This window comes from Pseudomonas asplenii, assembly GCF_001293465.1.
Classification (GTDB): domain Bacteria; phylum Pseudomonadota; class Gammaproteobacteria; order Pseudomonadales; family Pseudomonadaceae; genus Aquipseudomonas; species Aquipseudomonas fuscovaginae_B.
Genome location: NZ_JSYZ01000021.1, coordinates 18,933 through 38,199, shown reverse-complemented (window position 1 = coordinate 38,199; position 19,267 = coordinate 18,933). Strand labels below are relative to the sequence as shown.

At 62.0% G+C, this 19,267-nt stretch carries 16 protein-coding genes; 10 read left to right on the top strand and 6 right to left on the bottom strand.

The window, feature by feature from the left end; genetic code table 11:
- Positions 1 to 205 precede the first annotated feature (205 nt).
- Both PF66_RS25455 and mqo read left to right on the top strand, forming a co-directional pair.
- Entirely contained in the window at positions 206 to 439 is a 234-nt protein-coding gene (locus tag PF66_RS25455; protein ID WP_054064160.1) for a hypothetical protein, read from the top strand.
- 731 nt (positions 440 to 1,170) lie between these two features.
- The gene (gene mqo, locus PF66_RS25450) at positions 1,171 to 2,679 is read left to right on the top strand and encodes a malate dehydrogenase (quinone) (protein ID WP_054058549.1); all 1,509 of its coding nucleotides are present in this window, start codon (positions 1,171 to 1,173) and stop codon (positions 2,677 to 2,679) included.
- A gap of 70 nt (positions 2,680 to 2,749) precedes the next feature.
- On the opposite strand, the gene PF66_RS25445 is transcribed toward mqo, so the two are convergent.
- Positions 2,750 to 3,037 carry a PA4642 family protein gene (locus PF66_RS25445; RefSeq protein WP_054064159.1) on the bottom strand — a complete coding sequence of 96 codons (288 nt, stop codon included), beginning with the start codon at positions 3,035 to 3,037 and terminating at the stop codon, positions 2,750 to 2,752.
- 62 nt (positions 3,038 to 3,099) lie between these two features.
- Positions 3,100 to 3,594: a hypothetical protein gene (locus PF66_RS25440; RefSeq protein WP_054058547.1), complete on the bottom strand. Its 495-nt coding sequence runs from the start codon at positions 3,592 to 3,594 to the stop codon at positions 3,100 to 3,102.
- A gap of 145 nt (positions 3,595 to 3,739) precedes the next feature.
- Here PF66_RS25440 and glsB point away from each other — a divergent pair, with 145 nt between their 5' ends.
- The 3 genes from glsB (at position 3,740) to PF66_RS25425 (ending at position 6,689) form a co-directional block, all read left to right on the top strand.
- Positions 3,740 to 4,648 carry a glutaminase B gene (glsB, locus tag PF66_RS25435; RefSeq protein ID WP_054058546.1) on the top strand — a complete coding sequence of 303 codons (909 nt, stop codon included), beginning with the start codon at positions 3,740 to 3,742 and terminating at the stop codon, positions 4,646 to 4,648.
- Positions 4,649 to 4,836: 188 nt separating this feature from the next.
- The gene (locus PF66_RS25430) at positions 4,837 to 6,486 is read left to right on the top strand and encodes a hypothetical protein (protein ID WP_054058545.1); all 1,650 of its coding nucleotides are present in this window, start codon (positions 4,837 to 4,839) and stop codon (positions 6,484 to 6,486) included.
- A gap of 14 nt (positions 6,487 to 6,500) precedes the next feature.
- The gene (locus PF66_RS25425) at positions 6,501 to 6,689 is read left to right on the top strand and encodes a hypothetical protein (RefSeq protein ID WP_054064158.1); all 189 of its coding nucleotides are present in this window, start codon (positions 6,501 to 6,503) and stop codon (positions 6,687 to 6,689) included.
- Positions 6,690 to 6,770: 81 nt separating this feature from the next.
- Here the strand turns inward: PF66_RS25425 and PF66_RS25420 are convergent, their stop codons facing one another.
- From PF66_RS25420 to PF66_RS25405, 4 genes are all read right to left on the bottom strand, one after another.
- On the bottom strand, positions 6,771 to 7,520 hold the full coding sequence (locus PF66_RS25420) for a FadR/GntR family transcriptional regulator (RefSeq protein ID WP_054058543.1): 750 nt from the start codon (positions 7,518 to 7,520) through the stop codon (positions 6,771 to 6,773).
- Between the two features lie 71 nt (positions 7,521 to 7,591).
- Entirely contained in the window at positions 7,592 to 9,322 is a 1,731-nt protein-coding gene (locus tag PF66_RS25415) for an ABC transporter ATP-binding protein/permease (protein WP_054064157.1), read from the bottom strand.
- 96 nt (positions 9,323 to 9,418) lie between these two features.
- Entirely contained in the window at positions 9,419 to 9,979 is a 561-nt protein-coding gene (locus PF66_RS25410; RefSeq protein WP_017904783.1) for a response regulator transcription factor, read from the bottom strand.
- A complete protein-coding gene (locus PF66_RS25405; RefSeq protein WP_054064156.1) occupies positions 9,976 to 11,235 on the bottom strand; it encodes an ATP-binding protein in 1,260 nt (419 codons plus the stop codon). Before PF66_RS25405 ends, PF66_RS25410 begins: the two co-directional genes overlap by 4 nt.
- Before the next feature lie 221 nt (positions 11,236 to 11,456).
- On the opposite strand from PF66_RS25405, the gene PF66_RS25400 reads away from it, so the two are divergent.
- The 5 genes from PF66_RS25400 to PF66_RS25380 all read left to right on the top strand — a co-directional run bounded on the left by PF66_RS25400 (position 11,457) and on the right by PF66_RS25380 (position 19,203).
- Positions 11,457 to 12,167: an SIMPL domain-containing protein gene (locus PF66_RS25400; protein WP_054064155.1), complete on the top strand. Its 711-nt coding sequence runs from the start codon at positions 11,457 to 11,459 to the stop codon at positions 12,165 to 12,167.
- Between the two features lie 103 nt (positions 12,168 to 12,270).
- Complete coding sequence (locus PF66_RS25395) at positions 12,271 to 13,872, top strand: ABC transporter substrate-binding protein (protein ID WP_054064154.1); 1,602 nt, start codon at positions 12,271 to 12,273, stop codon at positions 13,870 to 13,872.
- 259 nt (positions 13,873 to 14,131) lie between these two features.
- The gene (locus PF66_RS25390) at positions 14,132 to 15,757 is read left to right on the top strand and encodes an ABC transporter substrate-binding protein (protein ID WP_054064153.1); all 1,626 of its coding nucleotides are present in this window, start codon (positions 14,132 to 14,134) and stop codon (positions 15,755 to 15,757) included.
- Positions 15,758 to 16,055: 298 nt separating this feature from the next.
- On the top strand, positions 16,056 to 17,654 hold the full coding sequence (locus PF66_RS25385) for an ABC transporter substrate-binding protein (RefSeq protein ID WP_054058537.1): 1,599 nt from the start codon (positions 16,056 to 16,058) through the stop codon (positions 17,652 to 17,654).
- Between the two features lie 169 nt (positions 17,655 to 17,823).
- Entirely contained in the window at positions 17,824 to 19,203 is a 1,380-nt protein-coding gene (locus PF66_RS25380; protein WP_054058536.1) for an OprD family porin, read from the top strand.
- Positions 19,204 to 19,267 lie beyond the last annotated feature (64 nt).

Genomic DNA, 19,267 nt, shown 5'->3' with positions numbered 1-19,267 from the left:
CAAGCGATTTCGTACATAGCCTGGGCACAATCAGGCCGTCAGTATAGCCGTGCACGTGCGCCGCTCACCAGACATCGCCCCGCAGGCGGCTGCGGATACCGCGAACCGGGGGAGTCATGTCACATTTAATTCACCGCCCCTACATGCGCACGTAACAGCCCCGATACAACATCGATACCACAACGGGACAACAGGTAACGTGACGATGGAATTGCTCTGGCAACTGTTCTTCCCTCGCAAGCCCATACGCAGCTTCGCCCGGCTCGGTGCCGACGGCCGCTGCCAGGCCTTCAAGCAGTGCAACCTGCCGCCGGCGGGCGACGGCTGGGTCGAAATCGAGGAGATTCGCCTGGCCTGGATGCACCAGCCACTGCCTGCCAGTGCCCGTGTCAGCCCACGGACGTCACATCCGCGTCGGGCGCTGCCGTTGACCATCTGACCAAACGGCTAATAAAAGTCATTCAACAGGGTCATTTCTGCGCATTTCTTGGTTACAATCTCCCCCCGATTATAAGGACGTCTCCTGATCGGGCCTCGCAGTATCGCTGATGCACCTGCATCGGTCCCCCGCACCGCCCACAGAGAGCCGCCCACACAGATCGAGTGAAGTCGGCGTGCTTGCTGCTGCACCTGCAACCCACCGTTTTACCGAATCTGCCAGAGCTGCCTTTGTGCTCGTTCACTGAGCTGTTTGCCCGTACGCCAGCCTTGCTTCCCGGCCGGCATTTGCTTCGCGGGCCCGGTGACAGGCCGCGGCAGCCCTTTTTTGAGGTTCACGTCTTCAAAAGAGCGTGAAAAAACGGGTATTCACTACTTCACGAGAGTGTGGCGAGCAAATGAAAAGTTTTGCCTCTGGAAATGCACCATTAACGTCCTTGACGACTCGATCACACAGGACCCGATATTCCCAGGCAGGTGCTTGAAGCCTGTCCGCCTACGGATTTGGTTGCACGATCGGATGCTCTCGACCATAAGTCGAATTGCCGGAAGTCGCCTGAAATGCGTTCATACGCACCTCAAGCCCACCGACAGCGTCCGCTGAAGTTGCAAAAAATTGCGAAAAATCGGACATGGCGAACCTGGCCATGAGTGACACCGGGCTGACGTTGCCCTGTCAATTCCTGGCGGCCATGCCGTCAATGTGGTGCTGCAGATTTTGGAGACGCGTTAATGGCGCATAACGAAGCAGTCGATGTGGTCCTGGTAGGGGCCGGCATCATGAGTGCGACCCTCGCGGTGCTGCTCAAGGAGCTCGACCCCGCGATCAAGCTGGAAGTCGTCGAGCTGATGGACTCCGGTGCCGCGGAGAGTTCCAACCCATGGAACAACGCCGGTACCGGCCACGCCGGGCTGTGCGAGCTGAACTACACGCCACAGGCTGCCGACGGTTCCGTCGACATCAAGAAAGCCGTGCACATCAACAGCCAGTTCGAAGTGTCCAAGCAGTTCTGGGCCTACCTGTCGAAAAAAGGCACCTTCGGCTCGTGCAAGTCGTTCATCAGCCCGGTGCCGCACCTGAGCTTCGTGCAGGGTGAAAAGGACATCGGCTTCCTGAAGAAGCGGTTCGAAGTGCTGCACCAGCACCACGCCTTCGCCGAGATGGAATACACCGAAGACCGGGCGAAGATGGCCGAGTGGATGCCCTTGATGATGCCGGGCCGTCCGGTCGATCAGCCGATCGCCGCCACCCGTGTGCTCAAGGGCACCGACGTGAACTTCGGCGCGCTGACCAACCAGTTGCTCAACCACCTGACCAGCGCCCCGGACACCCAGGTCAAGTACTGCAAGCGCGTGACCGGCCTCAAGCGCAACGGCAGCGGCTGGACCGTGAGCATCAAGGACGTCAACAGTGGCAGCAGCCGTGAAGTCGACGCCAAGTTCGTCTTCCTTGGTGCCGGCGGTGCCGCCCTGCCCCTGCTGCAGGCCTCGGGCATCGAGGAAGGCAAGGGCTTCGGCGGCTTCCCGGTCAGCGGCCAGTGGCTGCGTTGCGACAACCCGGAAGTGGTCAAGCACCACCAGGCGAAGGTCTACAGCCAGGCGGCCGTGGGCTCGCCACCGATGTCCGTGCCGCACCTGGACACCCGTGTGGTCGATGGCAAGAAGTCCCTGCTGTTCGGTCCCTACGCCGGCTTCACCACCAAGTTCCTCAAGCACGGCTCGCTGTTCGACCTGCCGAGCTCGATCCGTCCCGGCAACATCGGTCCGATGCTGGCCGTGGCCCGCGACAACATGGACCTGACCAAGTACCTGATCAGCGAAGTGCGTCAGTCGATGGAGCAGCGCCTGGAATCCCTGCGCCGCTTCTATCCCGAGGCGAAAGCCGAGGACTGGCGCCTGGAAGTGGCCGGCCAGCGGGTACAGATCATCAAGAAGGACCCGAAGAAAGGCGGCGTGCTGCAGTTCGGTACCGAACTGGTCGCGGCTGCGGACGGTTCGCTGGCCGCCCTGCTCGGTGCCTCGCCAGGCGCCTCGGTGACCGTGTCGATCATGCTGGAACTGATCGAACGCTGCTTCGCCGACAAGGCCAAGGGTGAATGGGCCGCCAAGCTGCAGGAAATCTTCCCGGCGCGGGAGAAGGCTCTGGCTACCGACGCGGCGCTGTATCGCCGGATCAACGCCCAGAACAACATCAGCCTGGAGCTGGTGGAGCCGAGCAGCGAGACCGAAAGCTACGCCTGAGGTACTCGCGCCATGAAAAACGCCCCGGCCTGTTGAGGTCCGGGGCGTTTTTTTTCAGGCTGTGGAAAACTCAGCCGCGAGCGTTGTTGATCAGCTCGATATAGTCCGACGCGTTGCGCTGGTCCTGGATCAGGGTCACGAAGTCCTGGCCATGCTCGTCCTTGCCGTCGAGGTCGTAGCCGGCTTCCTTGAAGAACACCAGGAAACGCTCGAAGTCGTCGATACGCAGGCCACGATAGGCCTTGATCAGCTTGTGCAGGGACGGCGAGGTTGCATCGGCCGGCTCGAAGTCGAGGAACGACTTGACCTGCGCATCGCCGATCTCGTCACCAATCACCTGTTTCTTGTCTTTGCGCATTACCGGCTCCAGCCACAGATATTACACGGGGCGGGCAGTTTACCCCCGCATCTGCTCCGCTCTCAACGAGTACGAACTGATCCGGTATGCAGGTCGGCCCAGATATGGCCGTTGGCGTAGCTCAGGAACTGGCAATACACCGTGTCGTTGCGCAAAAGGTCCATGACCACCCGGTACTGGGTCAGCGGGTAATACAGGTTCAGGGTCTTGCTCGCCTCGTCGAACGTCGGTTTTTTCAGGCTCTTACTCTCGCCGTCGAAGCTGACCAGCACCTGGTTGACGGTCGCGCCCTTGCTCAACGGCTTGCCCTTGAGGCGCACCAGCAGCGACGAGGTCACCGGAATCGGCTGCTGGTTGGACTGGCGCTGGCTGCCGATCACCACCGAATACTCGGTGACCTGCAACAGTTGCTGCTGCTCCGGCTCGGCGCGGCGCAGGGACAGGTCGTCCGGAGGCAGGTATTGCCCGTGCAGGGGCGCCCCCGGCGCGGCGTCGACGGTCAGGGGCAGTCCGGCGAACATCAACAGCGTCGCGGCATGGCGGATCGAAACGGGCATGGCAGGCTCCAGGGCGCTTGGCAGGGCACTCTAGCACAGAGCAACACGGCGCTTGCTCGCAATAAAAACTGTGCTTCAAAGCCTGCGCCCGGCGTCTAGCAGCTTGTAGTCCCGCAACCCGCGGGAAGTGACTGCGAGTTCGAGCATGCAAGCGCTGTTGAACGAAATCCTCGATGAAGTGCGTCCCCTGATCGGCCAGGGCAAGGTGGCCAATTACATCCCGGCGCTGGCCGATGTGCCGGCCAACCAGTTGGGCATCGCCGTTTACGGCAACGATGGCGAGCTGTACTACGCTGGCGATGCGCAGACGCCCTTCTCGATCCAGAGTATTTCCAAGGTATTCAGCCTGGTCCAGGCGATCAACCATTCCGGCGAAGCGATCTGGGAGCGCCTGGGTCACGAGCCGTCCGGCCAGCCGTTCAACTCGCTGGTGCAGCTGGAGTTCGAACGCGGACGCCCGCGCAACCCGTTCATCAATGCCGGCGCCCTGGTGATCTGCGACATCAACCAGTCGCGCTTCGCCGCCCCGGCCCTGTCGATGCGCGACTTCGTGCGACGGCTGTCCGGCAACCTGCAGGTGATGGTCGACGGCAAGGTCGCCGACTCGGAATACCAGCATCGCGCCCGCAACGCGGCGATGGCCTACCTGATGCAGTCATTCGGCAATTTTCACAACGATGTGGAAACGGTGCTGCGCAGCTACTTCAGCCATTGCGCCCTGCGCATGAACTGCATCGACCTGGCCCGCGCCTTCGGCTTCCTGGCCAACGACGGCTTCTGCAAGCACAGCGGCGAGCAGGTCCTGACGGCGCGCCAGACCCAACAGGTCAACTCGATCATGGCCACCAGCGGGCTGTACGACGAGGCCGGCAACTTTGCCTACCGGGTCGGCCTGCCGGGCAAGAGCGGCGTGGGTGGCGGGATCGTCGCGGTGGTACCGGGACGGTTCACCATCTGCGTCTGGTCGCCGGAGCTCAACACCGCCGGCAACTCGCTGGCGGGCATGGCGGCGCTGGAGCTGCTGAGCCAACGGATCGGCTGGTCGGTGTTCTGACCAAGGCCGTGCGCAATGCACGGCCTCATCAGCATCCGTATGTCATCGCACAAACTCAATCGCAAAGATCAGCAGGTCCCACAGACTTTTCCGCCCTTGACGTAGGAAATATTCCATCTATGCTCCTGTTTAACTGTATATCCATACAGTTAAATTGAACAAAACGATGACATATCAAGGAGCTAGAAATGTCAGCCATTGAACGCACACCGCAGCGAAACCTGCTGCACGACGGCAAACTCATTGCCGAACTGGACAGCCTCTTCAGCCAACAGGGCATTGCAATCCCCGGCGATGGCAGCACCGTCGTCCTGCTCGCCGAAGGGCATCACACCCTCAAGTATCACCGGCCCGAACACCTGCCGAACGGACCCGCCAGCCAACTCAAGGGGTCGCCCCAGGTCCGCTTCGAAGGCGGCGAGCACACCGCCATCGGCGATGCCACCCTGCTGCGCTTCGCCGAAAACGCACCGGCCATTCCCGCCTGGCAGGTGGAGCTGCACCTGAACAACGGCCTGGCCCTGACCTACGGGCAGATCATCGCCCTGGGCGGCGACTTCTACGGCATCCCGGACCGGCCGATCGCCGACGGCAACACCGCGCAGGACCGCCAGACGCGCTTTCGCGCAGCCTTCGACTCGCTGGCCGTGCTGCCCGCCTCCCGCGAGGAAGCGCAGAATATCCTGCAGGTGATGAAAACCGAGATCAATGCCGCCAACCAGGCGATCCGCGATGGCCGGCAACCGCACGAGGCCTATGACGAACTGGGCGATACCCTGTCGGGCGAATGGAACAGGATCACCGGCGGCGGCAGCATCGCCTCGCCGCTCTTCCCCCTCGGCCGCTACCTGAAACTGGCCGCCAGCAACTGGGACCACTTCGGCCCATGGGCCCTGCTCGCCTACCAGGCCGGTCACGCCGTAGCCTTGCAACAGGCGCTGGTAGCCCGCCAGAGCGGCAAGGACCAGGATCTGGAACTGGCCTATGCAATGAACGCTTTTGCCGACCACTTCCTCACCGACCTGTTTTCCGCCGGCCACTTGCGCGTCCCCCGCAAGCAACTGGCCGACAGCGTCACCCCCAGCGACGTCGGCTCGCTGATCTCGCGCTTCATGCACGACGAGGACAGCCAGTACGGTTTGAAAGTCCGCAACGCCCGCGGTGAACAGTGGAACTGCTACGGCGACAAGCGTTACTTCGACAGCATCGACGACAGCAACCGGCGCCAGGTCAGGCAAGCGGTGCAGCAGTCGGCGGACGAGGTGTTCGCCGCCTACCTCAGCGGTGTTGTGGTGCCGGCCGAACGTTACGCCGCCCTGGGCTCGGTGCCCGACCTGGCAAAAGTCGAAGACCGCCAGGACCGCCTGAATTTCGCCCCGCTGTTCGCCCTCAAGGGCGGGAACGTGCTGCGCCGCAAGGACGTCAACGACCTCAATGACCGCAACCAGAGCGACAACTGGTGGGGCTGGAGCACCTACCTGCTGCTCAAGGACTATCAGCCGAACAAGCCCGCGGGCTACCTGAACCCGCCCGGCGTCGCCCCGACCATCAGCGCCGATGGCTGGCAGAGCCGCACCGCCAGCGAACCCAACTGGCTGCCGGGAAATGCCGTGCGCTATGCCTTCAGCTACAGCAAGGGGCTGGACGAATCCTACATCGGACCCTGGACGACCTATGCCGAACTGACCGACCGCTTCCAGCCGACCCTCAACGTACCGGTCAATGCCGCCTCCGGCGCGACCGGACGCAACGTGTTCCGCCAGTTCCGCGGTGGCTCACCGGAACGGATCGGCACGCTGGACAACCAGGCAACGACCTTTATCGACAACCATCAATGACAGGGAGATCAACGATGACCTTTACCGTAAGACTTGCGCTGGCTAGCGGCCAGTCGCTCAGGGATATGCCGCTGGAACTGCTGGCCGATGGCGTGGCAGTGGCCCGGGCGAAGGCGGATGACACCGGGAAAGTGGTGTTCGATGTATCGGCGAAAGCCGTGCAGTGGGCCATACGCGTGGATCGCACGATCCTGGCAGGGTGAGCGGTCAGTTGAAACCGCTATCCGCGGGCAGCCACGCCCGTGCAGGCGCGGCGTTTGCCCGCGAAGAACGCTGACGCAAGCCTACTCAGTCTGCGCCTCGGCCTCTTCATGGGCCTGGCGCAACCGCTCGCGGCTGTTGGTCAGGTGCAGGCGCATCGCCGCCCGCGCCGCGTCGGAGTCCTGACGGGCGATGGCCTCGTAGATCTCCTCGTGCTCGCGCCCCAGCCGATTCATGTAGTGCTGCTGGTCATCATGGGCCAGGCGTGCGGAATTCAGGCGCGTGCGCGGAATGATGCTGGTGCCCAGGTGGGTCATGATGTCGGTGAAGTAGCGGTTGCCGGTAGCCAGGGCGATCTGCAGGTGGAACTGGAAATCGGAGGCCACCGCATCGCTGGCATGGGCCACGCTGTCGTTCAGCGCATCCAGTGCCGCGCGCATCGCCGCCAACTGCTCGGGCGAGCGCCGTTGCGCCGCCAGGCCGGCCGATTCCACTTCCAGGCTGATACGCAATTCGAGGATCGCCAGCACATCACGCAGGGTCACCACCGTCGCCGGGTCGATACGGAAGCCGCTCGGGCTCGGCGTGTCCAGCACGAAGGTGCCGATGCCGTGGCGGGTCTCCACCTGCCCTGCCGCCTGCAGGCGGGAAATCGCCTCGCGCACCACCGTGCGGCTGACGCCGTGGGCGTCCATGATCGCCGACTCGGTGGGCAGCTTGTCGCCGCGCTTGAGCTGACCATCACGAATCTGCTCGGTCAGGACCGTGACCAATTCCTGGGCAAGACTGCGGCGCTTGCGAGGTGCGCGGAGCGCGGCGCTCTGGTTTTCCATATCGAACATCTATCTCGGCTGAACGGCTGAGCCCCATGATAGCTCAACGCGGTTGTACGATCACCGTCCGACTATGCGCCGACCGGCTCCTGAGTGACCAGATGTCCCTGTTCGATACGCAGATGCCGCGGATGGAACTTGTTCAGGCTGCTGCGGTGACCAACGCTGACGATACTCAGGCCGGGGATCTGGTCGATCAGTGCCTGATACAGCGCCGCTTCATCCTCCTCGTCCATCGCTGCCGTGGCCTCATCGAGGAACAGCCATTGCGGGGCATACAGCAGTGCCCGGGCGAAGGCCAGGCGTTGCTGCTCACCCGGCGACAACATGCGCTGCCAATGATTGCTCTCATCGAGGCGGCCGGCAAGATGTCCAAGGCGGCAGGTGTGCAGGACCTCCTGGTAACGCGGGTCCGGATAGGCATCGCCCGGCTGTGGATAACTCATCACCTCGCGCAGGCTGCCGATCGGCAGATAAGGCTTCTGTGGCAGGAACAACGAACGCGCAGCCGGGAGCCGAATGCTGCCGCGCCCCCGTGGCCAGAGCTTGCCCATGGCCCGCAACAGGGTGCTCTTGCCGCTGCCGGAACGCCCGCTGAGCATTACCCGCTCGCCCGCCGCCACCGCCATGTTCGCCCCGGCCAGCAGGTGCCGACCATCCGCCAGGTCCAGGCTCAGGTCGCTCACCTGCAAGCTGTCGCCCTGGTTCTGCACGTCGATGGCCGCGGCACGCTCCTCGTTATCGAGCATGGCCTGGCGGAAACTCAGCAGACGGTCGCAGGTGGCCTTCCATACCGCGATGTTCGAGTAGGCATCGATGAACCAGCTGAAGTTCTCCTGCACATTGCCAAACGCCGAGTTGATCTGCATCAGTTCGCCAAGCTGGATCTTGCCGGCGAAGTAGCGTGGCGCGGCGACGATGAAGGGGAAGATGATCGCGATCTGGGCATAACCGGAGGTGAAAAAGGTCAGGCGCTTGGTGACCCGCATCAGCGCCCAGTAGTTGGACCAGACCTTGCCGAAACGGCTGCTCAGGCGCTGGTTCTCGTTCGGCTCGCCATCGTACAGGGCGATGCTTTCGGCATTCTCGCGCACCCGCACCAGGGAGAAACGCAGGTCGGCTTCGAAGCGCTGCTGCTGGTTGTTCAGCGGGATCAGGCTGCTGCCGATCACCCGGGTCAGCCAACTGCCGATGGCCGCGTAGAGGAAGGCGCACCAGAACATGTAGCCGGGTATGGTGATGCCGAACACCTCGATGCTCCCCGAAACGCCCCAGAGGATGATCGAGAACGACACCAGGCTGACCACCGTGCGAAACAGCCCGAGGCTCAGGGTCAGGGTATCGCTGGTGAAACTGTTGAGGTCTTCGCTCAACCGCTGGTCGGGGTTGTCGGTGTGCCCGCCCGACTCCATCTGGTAGTAGTTCTTGTGCTCTAGCCAGCGCTTGAAGTGCTGCTCGGTCAGCCAGCGCCGCCAACTGATGGTCAGCATCTGGGTCAGGTAGAGCCGATACACCGCCCCCAGGATGGCGACGGCGGCGATCGCGCCGAAATACAGGATCAGGTGCCAGAAGGCCTCGCTGTTCTTTTCCTGCAGGGCGTTGTAGAAGTCCTTGTACCAACTGTTGAGCCAGACCGAGATGCCGACGCTGAACAGCGAAAGTGCCACCACGCTGATCAGCAGCAACCAGGCCTTGCCCTTCTCCTCACTGCGCCAGTAAGGCGAGGCCAACTGCCAGACCCTACGAAAAAACTGACCTTTTACTGCATCGTTGACCGCGGAATATTCAGCGTTCTTAGTCATTCTAAGGCTCGGTTGGCGTAAGAAATTTCACCAACCGATCATAGATGATTCGCCTGGGCAGGCGTGCAGCTTGAAAGGATTCCGTTCAGCGCCGGTTCAGCGGCGCACCGGCCGTTTCTGCAATTTGCGCTGAAGGGTCCGCCGGTGCATGCCCAGGGCCCGGGCCGTCGCGGAGATGTTGCCCTCGTGCTCGGTGAGCACCCGCTGGATGTGTTCCCACTGCAGGCGGTCCACCGACATCGGGTTTTCCGGTACCAGGGTGTCGAGGTCGGCATGCTCGGAAAGCAGGGCCGCCAGCACGTCGTCGGCATCCGCCGGCTTGCACAGGTAGTTGCAGGCACCGCGCTTGATCGCCTCCACCGCGGTGGCGATGCTGGAATAGCCGGTCAGGATCAGCACACGCATCTCCGGATCCAGTTCCAGCAGCTTGGGCAGCAGCACCAGGCCTGAGTCGCCCTCCATCTTCAGGTCCAGCGCGGCATAGTCCGGCAGGTCCTGCTGGGCCAGGATCAGCCCCTCTTCGGCGGAACCGGCGATGCTGACGCGGAAACCGCGGCGGCTCATGGCCCGTGCCATCACACGGGTAAAGGTGGCGTCGTCATCCACCAGCAACAGGTGCGGCAGTTCCTCGCCTTCGACCTGGATCTCGTCACTCATGCTTCGTCTCCTCGGGCAACACGGGGCAGGCGCAGCTCGGTGAGCGTGCCACCTTCCTCATGACTGTAGAGTTTCACCGAGCCGCCAGCGCGTGTCACGCTGGCCTTGCTCAAGAACAGGCCGAGGCCGAAGCCCTTGCCCTTGGTGGTAAAGAACGGCTTGCCGATCTGCTCGGCGATGGCCAGCGGCACACCGGCGCCGTGGTCGCGAATACTGATGGTGAAGTTCTCCTCATCCCAGTCGAGTCGCACTTCCAGGCCTTCGGGGCAGGCATCGGCGGCGTTGTTCAACAGGTTGAGCAGGGCTTGGGTCAGGTCCGGCGGCGGGGCCAGGCGCGGCACCTCGCCCTGCCCCAGGCGCTGGAAGCGGTAGCTGGCTTCCGGGCGCATCAGGTGCCAACGGTTCAGCGCCTCGTCGAGCCAGACGGTGACGTCCTGCATCTCGACCGCCAGGCGGCGATTGGCCTCGGCGGCGCGCACCAGTTGCTGCAGGGTTTCCTTGCACAGCTTGACCTGGTCCTGGAGCACGCTCAGGTCGTCCTGGAGCAGGGGGTCCGGATGATCCTGGCGCATTTCCTTGAGCAGCACGCTCATGGTTGCCAGCGGCGTACCCAGTTCATGGGCGGCACCGGCAGCCTGGGTCGCCACGGCCAGCAGTTGCTGGTCACGCAGGCCCTCTTCGCGGCGCAGCGCGCGCAGTTCTTCCTGGCGGCGCAGTTCCTCGGCCATCTTCGCGGCAAAGAAGGTGATCACCGCGGCGGCCAGGGCGAAGCTCAGCCACATGCCGTAGATCTGCAGTTTTTCCCGCGAGATCGGCAAGGTTTCCAAGGGGTAGAACTGCACCAGCAGCAGGGTGTACAGCACCAGCGCGACGCCGGAAAGCACCAGCGAGAAACGCCAGGGCAAGGTCACCGCGGCGATGGTCAGCGGCACCAGGTAATAGGACACGAAGGGGTTGGTCGAACCACCGGAGAAATACAGCAGCGCACTGTGGATGAACAGGTCGCAGGCCAGTTGCACGGCATACTCGAGTTCGGTGACCGGCCAGGTGGTGCGCAGGCGCACGACGGTGAAGGCGCACAGCACCGCGGAGCAGCCCAGCGTGGTCCACAGTTGCAGCCAGGGCAGCGGCAGCAGTTCGAAGCCGTAGGCAATGCCTACCGAGCCGGCCTGGGCAGCCAGCACCAGGATACGGATGAACGTCAGGCGCCAGAGATTCTGGCGAGTCGCGGACAGCAATTGAAAGGGGGCGAGCATGAGCTCTCCTGATGAGCGCTCCAGGCGGACCCTCACGAGTATACCCAAGCCGGGCGCCCGTCTGGCAAAAGTGCGGCAAACGGCCACAGCTCTCCCGACAACAGTTCCTTACATATGTATAGAAGTTGTAATTGGGTGAAACCGACGATAACCGCTAGAGTCTCATGGATTCACGCGACATCGCCCGACGACCGTCGCGTCCCGTATCTCAAGGAGTCTCTATGCAACGGTTCACTCGCAGCGCCACCCTGATCGCCTTCAGCACCGCCACCCTGGCCAGCCTGCCGGCGTTGGCTGCCGATGAGCTTCATTACAACCAGGTCTCCCTGCGGGCCGAAGCCAGCCAGGAAGTGGCGCGCGACCTGATGATCGTCACCCTCTACACCGAGGCTCAGAACGCCGACCCGGCCAAGCTCGCCGCACAGATCACCACCACCATGAACAAGGCCCTTGGCGAGGCCCGCGAAGTGAAGGCCGTGACCCTGCGCCAGGGCTCGCGCAACAGCTACCCGATCTACGACAGCAAGACCCAGAAGATCACCGGCTGGCAGGAGCGCGCCGAACTGCGCCTGGAAAGCCCGGACTTCGCCGCCCTGTCCAAGCTCACCGGCGACCTGATGCAGACCCTGAAGATGGACAGCATGAACTTCGCCATCTCCACCGCAGCGCGCAAGACCAGCGAGGACGCCCTGCTCAAGGACGCGGTCAACGCCTTCAAGGCCCGCGCCCAGATCGCCACCGAAGCTCTCGGCGGCAAGAGCTACAAGATCGTCAACCTGAACCTCAACAGCGGCGGTTATCCACAGCCCTACGCCCGCGCTCCGATGATGATGAAGGCGGCCGCGATGGATTCGGCACCGGCACCGGAAGTCGAGGCCGGTACCAGCGAAGTGAAGATGAGTGCCGACGGCGTGATCGAAGTCCTGCAATAAGCCCGGCCAAAGCCCCACAAGTGCTTTCTAAGCGGCCCGCAACGGCGGTAACCTCGGTGACCGCCGTTTTTTTCGCTCGCTAAAGGCACTCCCAGGGGACTCCATGGAAAGAACCGTATTCAAACCGCTGCTCCTTGCCGCCGGCCTGTTGGCCTGCGCTCCGCTGGCCCAGGCCGCCAGCACCCTGGTCTACTGCTCGGAGGCCAGCCCGGCCGGCTTCGACCCCAGCCAGTACACCAGCGGCACCGACTTCGATGCCTCGGCGGAAACCGTGTTCAACCGCCTGACCCAGTTCAAGCGTGGCGGCACCGAGGTCGAACCCGGCCTGGCCACCCGTTGGGAAGTGTCCCCGGACGGCCTGGCCTACACCTTCCACCTGCGCCAGGGCGTGAAGTTCCATACCACCGACTATTTCACCCCGAGCCGCGACTTCAACGCCGACGATGTGCTGTTCACCTTCAACCGTCTGCTCGACAAGAACATGCCATTCCGCAAGGCCTACCCTTCCGAGTCGCCGTACTTCACCGACATGGGCCTGGACACCACGATCAGGAACATCGAGAAACTCGACGAACAGACCGTGCGCTTCAACCTGAACAATGTCGATGCGGCCTTCGTGCAGAACCTGGCGATGAGCTTCGCCTCGATCCAGTCCGCCGAATACGCCGACAAGCTGCTCAAGGAGGGCAAGGCCGAGGAACTCAACCAGAAACCGGTGGGCACCGGGCCATTCGTGTTCAAGCGCTACCAGAAGGATGCGCAGATCCGCTACAGCGCCAACAAGGCCTACTGGAAACCCGAGGACGTCAAGCTCGACAACCTGGTCTTCGCCATCACCCCGGATGCCGCCGCCCGCCTGCAGAAGCTCAAGGCCGGTGAATGCCAGGTCAGCGGCTACCCGCGCCCGGCCGACATCGAGGTGATGAAGCAGGACCCGAACCTGCAGGTGCTGCAACAGGCCGGCTTCAACCTGGGCTTTCTGGCCTACAACGTCACCCACAAGCCACTCGACCAGCTCAAGGTCCGCCAGGCGCTGGACATGGCCATCGACAAGCCGGCGATCATCAAGGCGGTGTACCAGGGCGCCGGGCAACTGGCGCAGAACGCCCTGCCACCGGCGCAGTGGTCGTTCGACCCGAACATCAAGGATGCACCCTACGATCCGACCAGGGCCAAGGCGCTGCTCAAGGAGGCCGGTGTCGCGCCCGGCACCCGCATCGACCTGTGGGCAATGACCGTGCAGCGCGCGTCGAACCCCAATGCGCGGATGTCGGCGCAGATGATCCAGCAGGACTGGGCCAAGGTCGGGATCAAGGCCAACATCGTCAGCTATGAGTGGGGCGAGTACATCAAGCGCGCCAAGAATGGCGAGCATGACGCGATGATCTATGGCTGGACCGGCGACAACGGCGACCCGGACAACTGGCTGGGCGTGCTGTACAGCTGCGCCGCGGTCAAGGGCAGCAACTACGCCAAGTGGTGCGACCCGGACTATGACAAGCTGGTCCAGAAGGCCAAGCTGTCCAGCAACCGCGATGAGCGGGTGAAGCTCTATCAACAGGCGCAGAAAATCCTCAAGGAACAGGTGCCGATCACACCGATCGCCAACTCGACGGTATTCCAGCCGCTGCGCAAGGAAGTCCGTGATTTCAGGATCAGTCCATTCGGCCTGACACCCTTCTACGGCGTGAGTCTGGATAAGTAACACCAACGCCCCAACCGGGTGCGCCAGACGCCCCGCTTGCCCACTCGCAGTGCGCCGTTTGCACCGGAAAAACCCGATGCAAACGGTCAAATGCGTCAGTATTTATACATTTGCGACATTCCTGTACGTTCGTGCCACACTTTGAGACTTGCAGCCTATCTGCATCTTGCAATGGGTACAGGGCCTGCATAAGTATCCGCAGGTCGACTCACGAGGTCGTCCTCACAACCAAAAATGACAACAAATCATGAGGCCACCAATGCTTAAAAAAGCAGTCATTCCGTTTTTTGTTGGCGCAGGCCTCCTGGCCTGCGCACCGTTCGCCCTCGCAGCGACAAACCTGGTGTACTGCTCCGAAGGGAGCCCGGCCGGTTTCGATCCTGGCCAATACACCGCCGGAACCGACTTCGATGCCTCTGCCGAAACCGTCTTCAACCGTCTGAGCCAGTTTGAACGTGGCGGCACCGCCGTGGTTCCTGGCCTGGCGACCAGTTGGGACATTTCGCCCGACGGCCTGACCTACACCTTCCACCTGCGCGAAGGGGTCAAGTTCCACACCACCGATTACTTCAAGCCGACGCGCAATTTCAACGCCGACGACGTGCTCTTCACCTTCAACCGCATGCTCGACAAGGACATGCCGTTCCGCAAGGCCTACCCGACCGAGTTCCCGTACTTCACCGACATGGGGATGGACACCAACATCGCGAAGGTCGAGAAGCTCGACGACCACACCGTCAAGTTCACCCTGAAAGCCGTCGATGCCGCCTTCATCCAGAACCTGGCGATGAGCTTCGCCTCCATCCAGTCCGCCGAGTACGCCGACAAGCTGCTCAAGGAAGGCAAGGCCAGCGACATCAACCAGAAGCCGGTCGGCACTGGTCCGTTCGTGTTCAAGAGCTACCAGAAAGACTCCAACATCCGCTACACCGGGAACAAGGAGTACTGGAAGCCTGAAGACGTGAAGATCGACAACCTGATCTTCGCCATCACCACCGATGCCTCGGTGCGGATGCAGAAACTCAAGAAGAACGAGTGCCAGGTCAGCGTCTATCCGCGCCCGGCCGACCTCGCGCCGCTCAAGGCCGACCCGAAACTGCAGATGCCAAGCCAGGCCGGTTTCAACCTGGGCTACATCGCCTATAACGTGATGCCGGTGCTCAAGGGCGAAACCGCCGCCAACCCGCTGGCCGACCTGCGCGTTCGCCAGGCGCTGGACATGGCCGTGAACAAGCCGCAGATCATCGAATCGGTGTACCAGGGCGCCGGCCAGCTGGCCGTCAACGCCATGCCGCCGACCCAGTGGTCCTACGACACCACCATCAAGGATGCCAAGTACGATCCCGAGAAAGCCAAGCAACTGCTCAAGGAAGCGGGCATCAAGGAAGGCACCGAGATCAAGCTGTGGGCCATGCCGGTCCAGCGTCCGTACAACCCGAACGCCAAGCTGATGGCCGAAATGCTCCAGTCCGACTGGAAGAACATCGGCCTGAACGTGAAGATCGTCAGCTATGAGTGGGGCGAGTACCTCAAGCGCGCCAAGGCCGGCGAGCAGCAGGCGATGATCATCGGCTGGAGCGGTGACAACGGTGACCCGGACAACTGGCTGAACGTACTGTTCGGTTGCGATGCCATCAACGGCAACAACTTCTCGAAGTACTGCACGCCGAAATACGACAGCCTGATGAAGGAAGCCAAGTCGACCTCCGACCAGGCCAAGCGCACCGAGCTGTACAAGCAGGCCCAGCACATTCTCAAGGATGATGTCCCGTACACACCGATCGCGCACTCGACGGTGTATCAACCCATGAGCGCTACCGTGAAAGACTTCAAGATCAGCCCGTTCGGCTTGAACTCGTTCTACGGCGTCAGCGTCAGCAAGTAAGGTCCCGCAAAGGCGACGTCGCAACACGTCGCCTTTGCGCTACCCGCCAGAATTGCAGGAATTGCCCTCTCCCTGACCGTCCGACTTAGGAAAGATGAGTCAGAAGCGCAGTTTTTTCCTACAACTCTCTCAGGCTCTACGCATTTACGGCATTGACTTGGCGCCATAACGTCAGGACATCACCGACACATGCTGATGAGCGGCACTGCTGTATTCGACTGACTGGGTTGGTGATGTTTCCATGTAGCACGACATGGCAATTGCTCACCAACGACAATAAAAATGGATTGAGATCGTCATGCGCCATACCTTCGTTTTATCCGCTTTGATCAGTACCGCCCTCCTGGCGGGCACTGCTTGCGCCCAGGCTGCCGGTAGCCTGGTGTTCTGCTCCGAGGGCAGCCCGGCCGGGTTTGACACCGCGCAGTACACCGCCGCGACCGACAACGATGCCGCCGAGCCGATCTACAACCGGCTGGTGGAATTCGTCCGGGGCGAGACCACCGTCGCACCGGCGCTGGCCAAGAGCTGGGATATCTCGCCGGATGGCCTGGTGTATACCTTCCACCTGCGCGAAGGCGTGAAGTTCCACACCACCAAGTACTTCACCCCCCATCGCGACTTCAATGCCGACGACGTGCTGTTCACCTTCAACCGCATGCTCGATCCCGAACACCCGTTCCGCAAGGCCTACCCCACCGAGTTCCCCTACTTCACCGGGATGAGCCTGAACAAGAATATCGCCAAGGTCGAAAAGACCGGGCCGCTGACCGTGGTCATGACCCTCAACAGCGTCGACGCCGCGTTCATCCAGAACCTCGCCATGAGCTTCGCCTCGATCCTCTCCGCCGAGTACGCCGAACAGTTGCTCAAGGCCGGCAACCCGAGCGAGATCAACCAGCAGCCCATCGGCACCGGGCCCTACGTGTTCCAGCGTTACCAGAAGGACACGCAGATCCGCTACGCCGCCAACAACCACTACTGGGACCCGGAGAAGGTCAAGCTCGACCAGCTGATTTTCTCGATCAACACCGATGCCTCGGTACGCGTACAGAAACTCAAGCGCAATGAATGCCAGGTGACCTTGCACCCACGCCCGGCCGACGTCCCGGCGCTCAAGAGCGATCCCAAGCTGCAGGTGATCGAAAAACCGGGGTTCAACCTCGGCTACATCGCCTACAACGTCCGCCACAAGCCGTTCGACCAGCCTGAAGTGCGCCGGGCCCTGGACATGGCGGTGAACAAGCCGAGCATCCTCAACGCGGTCTACCAGGGTGCCGGTCAACTGGCGGTCAACGCCATGCCGCCGACCCAGTGGTCCTATGACGACACCATCAGGGACGCCGCCTACGACCCGGAAAAGGCCAAGGAACTGCTCAAGGCCGCCGGCGTCAAGGAAGGCACCGAGATCACCCTGTGGGCCATGCCGGTCCAGCGTCCGTACAACCCCAACGCCAAGCTGATGGCCGAAATGCTCCAGGCCGACTGGGCGAAGATCGGCCTCAAGGTGAAGATCGTCAGCTACGAATGGGGCGAATACATCAAGCGCACCAAGAATGGCGAGCACGACATCAGCCTGATCGGCTGGACCGGTGACAACGGCGACCCGGACAACTGGCTCGGCACGCTCTACAGCTGTGACGCGATCGGCGGCAACAACTACTCCATGTGGTGCGACCCGCAATACGACAAGCTGATCAAGCAAGCCAAGATCGTCACTGACCGTGACCAGCGGACAGTGCTTTACAAGCAGGCCCAGCAGTTGCTCAAGCAGCAGGTGCCCATCACCCCGATCGCCCACTCGACGGTGAACCAGCCGTTAAGCGCCAAGGTGCATGACTTCAAGGTCAGCCCCTTCGGTCGCAACTCGTTCTCGGGCGTCAGTATCGAACAATAAAAACCGTGACCCACGCGTTGGGGGCGAATTTCGCCCTCACGCAATCTTGCAGCCGAAATTCGGCGAATCACTGCCAAGCAAACGTTTGCGACAAGAAAAAGAGTTCACCCCAAACAACCGGCATACCTAAAAGGCCGGTAACCAAAAAAGAAAATAAAGGAGCTTTACGTTGAAACTCTCTCAGAAAGCGTTGTTAGCCTTAGCAATCAGTAGTGCCAGCCTCATGGCCCATGCGGAATCGCAAAGCCAGGAATTCATTCCGACCGGCCTCAACACCAGTAATGCCCAGAGTGAAGCCAAGGGCTTCATCGATGGCCAGAGCCTGGGCGGTACGACCCGTAACTGGTACGCCAACGAACTGAAACGCCGTGATGACCGTTTCTCCTACAAGAAAGGCGGCGACACCCCGACCCCGACCCCACGTCGTATCAACTGGGTCCAGGGCACCATCCTGAACTACACCTCGGGCTTCACCCAGGGTACCGTCGGCGTCAGCACCGAAGTCGCCGCCTACAACGCCATCGCCCTGGACCGTGACCGCAAGGACCTGGCCGGCGGTGGCAACCGGACCCTGACCCACAGCGACGGCGACGCCGTCGGCCAGTGGAGCAAGCTGGGCCTGGCCAACGTCAAGTTCCGCGTGTCGAACACCACCCTGACCGCCGGCCGCCAGAACTTCAGCACCCCGATCGTCGACACCATCGGCAACCGTGCGCTGCCTTCCAGCTTCGAAGGTGTGAGCCTGCACAGCGAAGAGCTGAACAACCTGTCTTTCGACGTCGCCACCTTCGATCGCGTCTCGCCACGGACCGAGCAGAGCCTGTCGAAATTCCGTTCCGAGTACACCAACAACGGTGCCGAGACCGACCACGTCAACACCGCCGGTATCAACTACCAGCCATTCAAGAGCCTGAAGACCAGTCTCTACGGCGCCCACGTCGAAGATTTCTGGAACCAGTACTACTTCGGTGCCACCCACGACCTGGGCGACAGCTCGGTGCTGAGCCTGACCACCGGCCTGAACTACTACAAGACCGTCGACACCGGCAAAAAGAAGATGGGTGAGATCGACAACGACACCTACTCGCTGTCCTTCGGACTGACCCACCAGGCCCACAGCCTGACCTTCTCCTACCAGGAGATCAACGGTAACGAGTACTTCGACTACCTGCACGAAACCAACGGCATCTACCTGGCCAACTCCCTGCTGTCGGACTTCAACGGCCCGAACGAGAAATCCTTCCAGATCGCCTACGGTCTGAACATGGCCGAATACGGTGTACCAGGCCTGAAGTTCAACATCTACCAGGCTCGCGGCTGGGGCATCGACGGTACCCACTACACCGGCACCGCCTATGACGTGCGCAACATGAACGGTGAGCACCACTACGAATACGGCATCGGCGCCTCCTACGCGGTGCAGAGCGGTCCGCTGAAGGCCACCGCCATTCGCGCCACCTACACCACTCACCGTGCCTCGGAAAACCAGGCCGACGGCAATCTCAACGAGTTCCGTCTGGTCACCACCATCCCGTTCAAGATTCTTTGATCCCGGGATCCCGATAGGCAACGACGCCGGGGCCGGCTCGACGAATCGGCCCCAGCGACTAATC

Coding starts and splice junctions, on each gene's coding strand:
- PF66_RS25455 (WP_054064160.1), top strand. CDS start 206: ATGGAATTGCTCTGGCAACTGTTCTTCCCTCGCAAGCCCATACGCAGC.
- mqo (WP_054058549.1), top strand. CDS start 1,171: ATGGCGCATAACGAAGCAGTCGATGTGGTCCTGGTAGGGGCCGGCATC.
- PF66_RS25445 (WP_054064159.1), bottom strand. CDS start 3,037: ATGCGCAAAGACAAGAAACAGGTGATTGGTGACGAGATCGGCGATGCG.
- PF66_RS25440 (WP_054058547.1), bottom strand. CDS start 3,594: ATGCCCGTTTCGATCCGCCATGCCGCGACGCTGTTGATGTTCGCCGGA.
- glsB (WP_054058546.1), top strand. CDS start 3,740: ATGCAAGCGCTGTTGAACGAAATCCTCGATGAAGTGCGTCCCCTGATC.
- PF66_RS25430 (WP_054058545.1), top strand. CDS start 4,837: ATGTCAGCCATTGAACGCACACCGCAGCGAAACCTGCTGCACGACGGC.
- PF66_RS25425 (WP_054064158.1), top strand. CDS start 6,501: ATGACCTTTACCGTAAGACTTGCGCTGGCTAGCGGCCAGTCGCTCAGG.
- PF66_RS25420 (WP_054058543.1), bottom strand. CDS start 7,520: ATGGAAAACCAGAGCGCCGCGCTCCGCGCACCTCGCAAGCGCCGCAGT.
- PF66_RS25415 (WP_054064157.1), bottom strand. CDS start 9,322: ATGACTAAGAACGCTGAATATTCCGCGGTCAACGATGCAGTAAAAGGT.
- PF66_RS25410 (WP_017904783.1), bottom strand. CDS start 9,979: ATGAGTGACGAGATCCAGGTCGAAGGCGAGGAACTGCCGCACCTGTTG.
- PF66_RS25405 (WP_054064156.1), bottom strand. CDS start 11,235: ATGCTCGCCCCCTTTCAATTGCTGTCCGCGACTCGCCAGAATCTCTGG.
- PF66_RS25400 (WP_054064155.1), top strand. CDS start 11,457: ATGCAACGGTTCACTCGCAGCGCCACCCTGATCGCCTTCAGCACCGCC.
- PF66_RS25395 (WP_054064154.1), top strand. CDS start 12,271: ATGGAAAGAACCGTATTCAAACCGCTGCTCCTTGCCGCCGGCCTGTTG.
- PF66_RS25390 (WP_054064153.1), top strand. CDS start 14,132: ATGCTTAAAAAAGCAGTCATTCCGTTTTTTGTTGGCGCAGGCCTCCTG.
- PF66_RS25385 (WP_054058537.1), top strand. CDS start 16,056: ATGCGCCATACCTTCGTTTTATCCGCTTTGATCAGTACCGCCCTCCTG.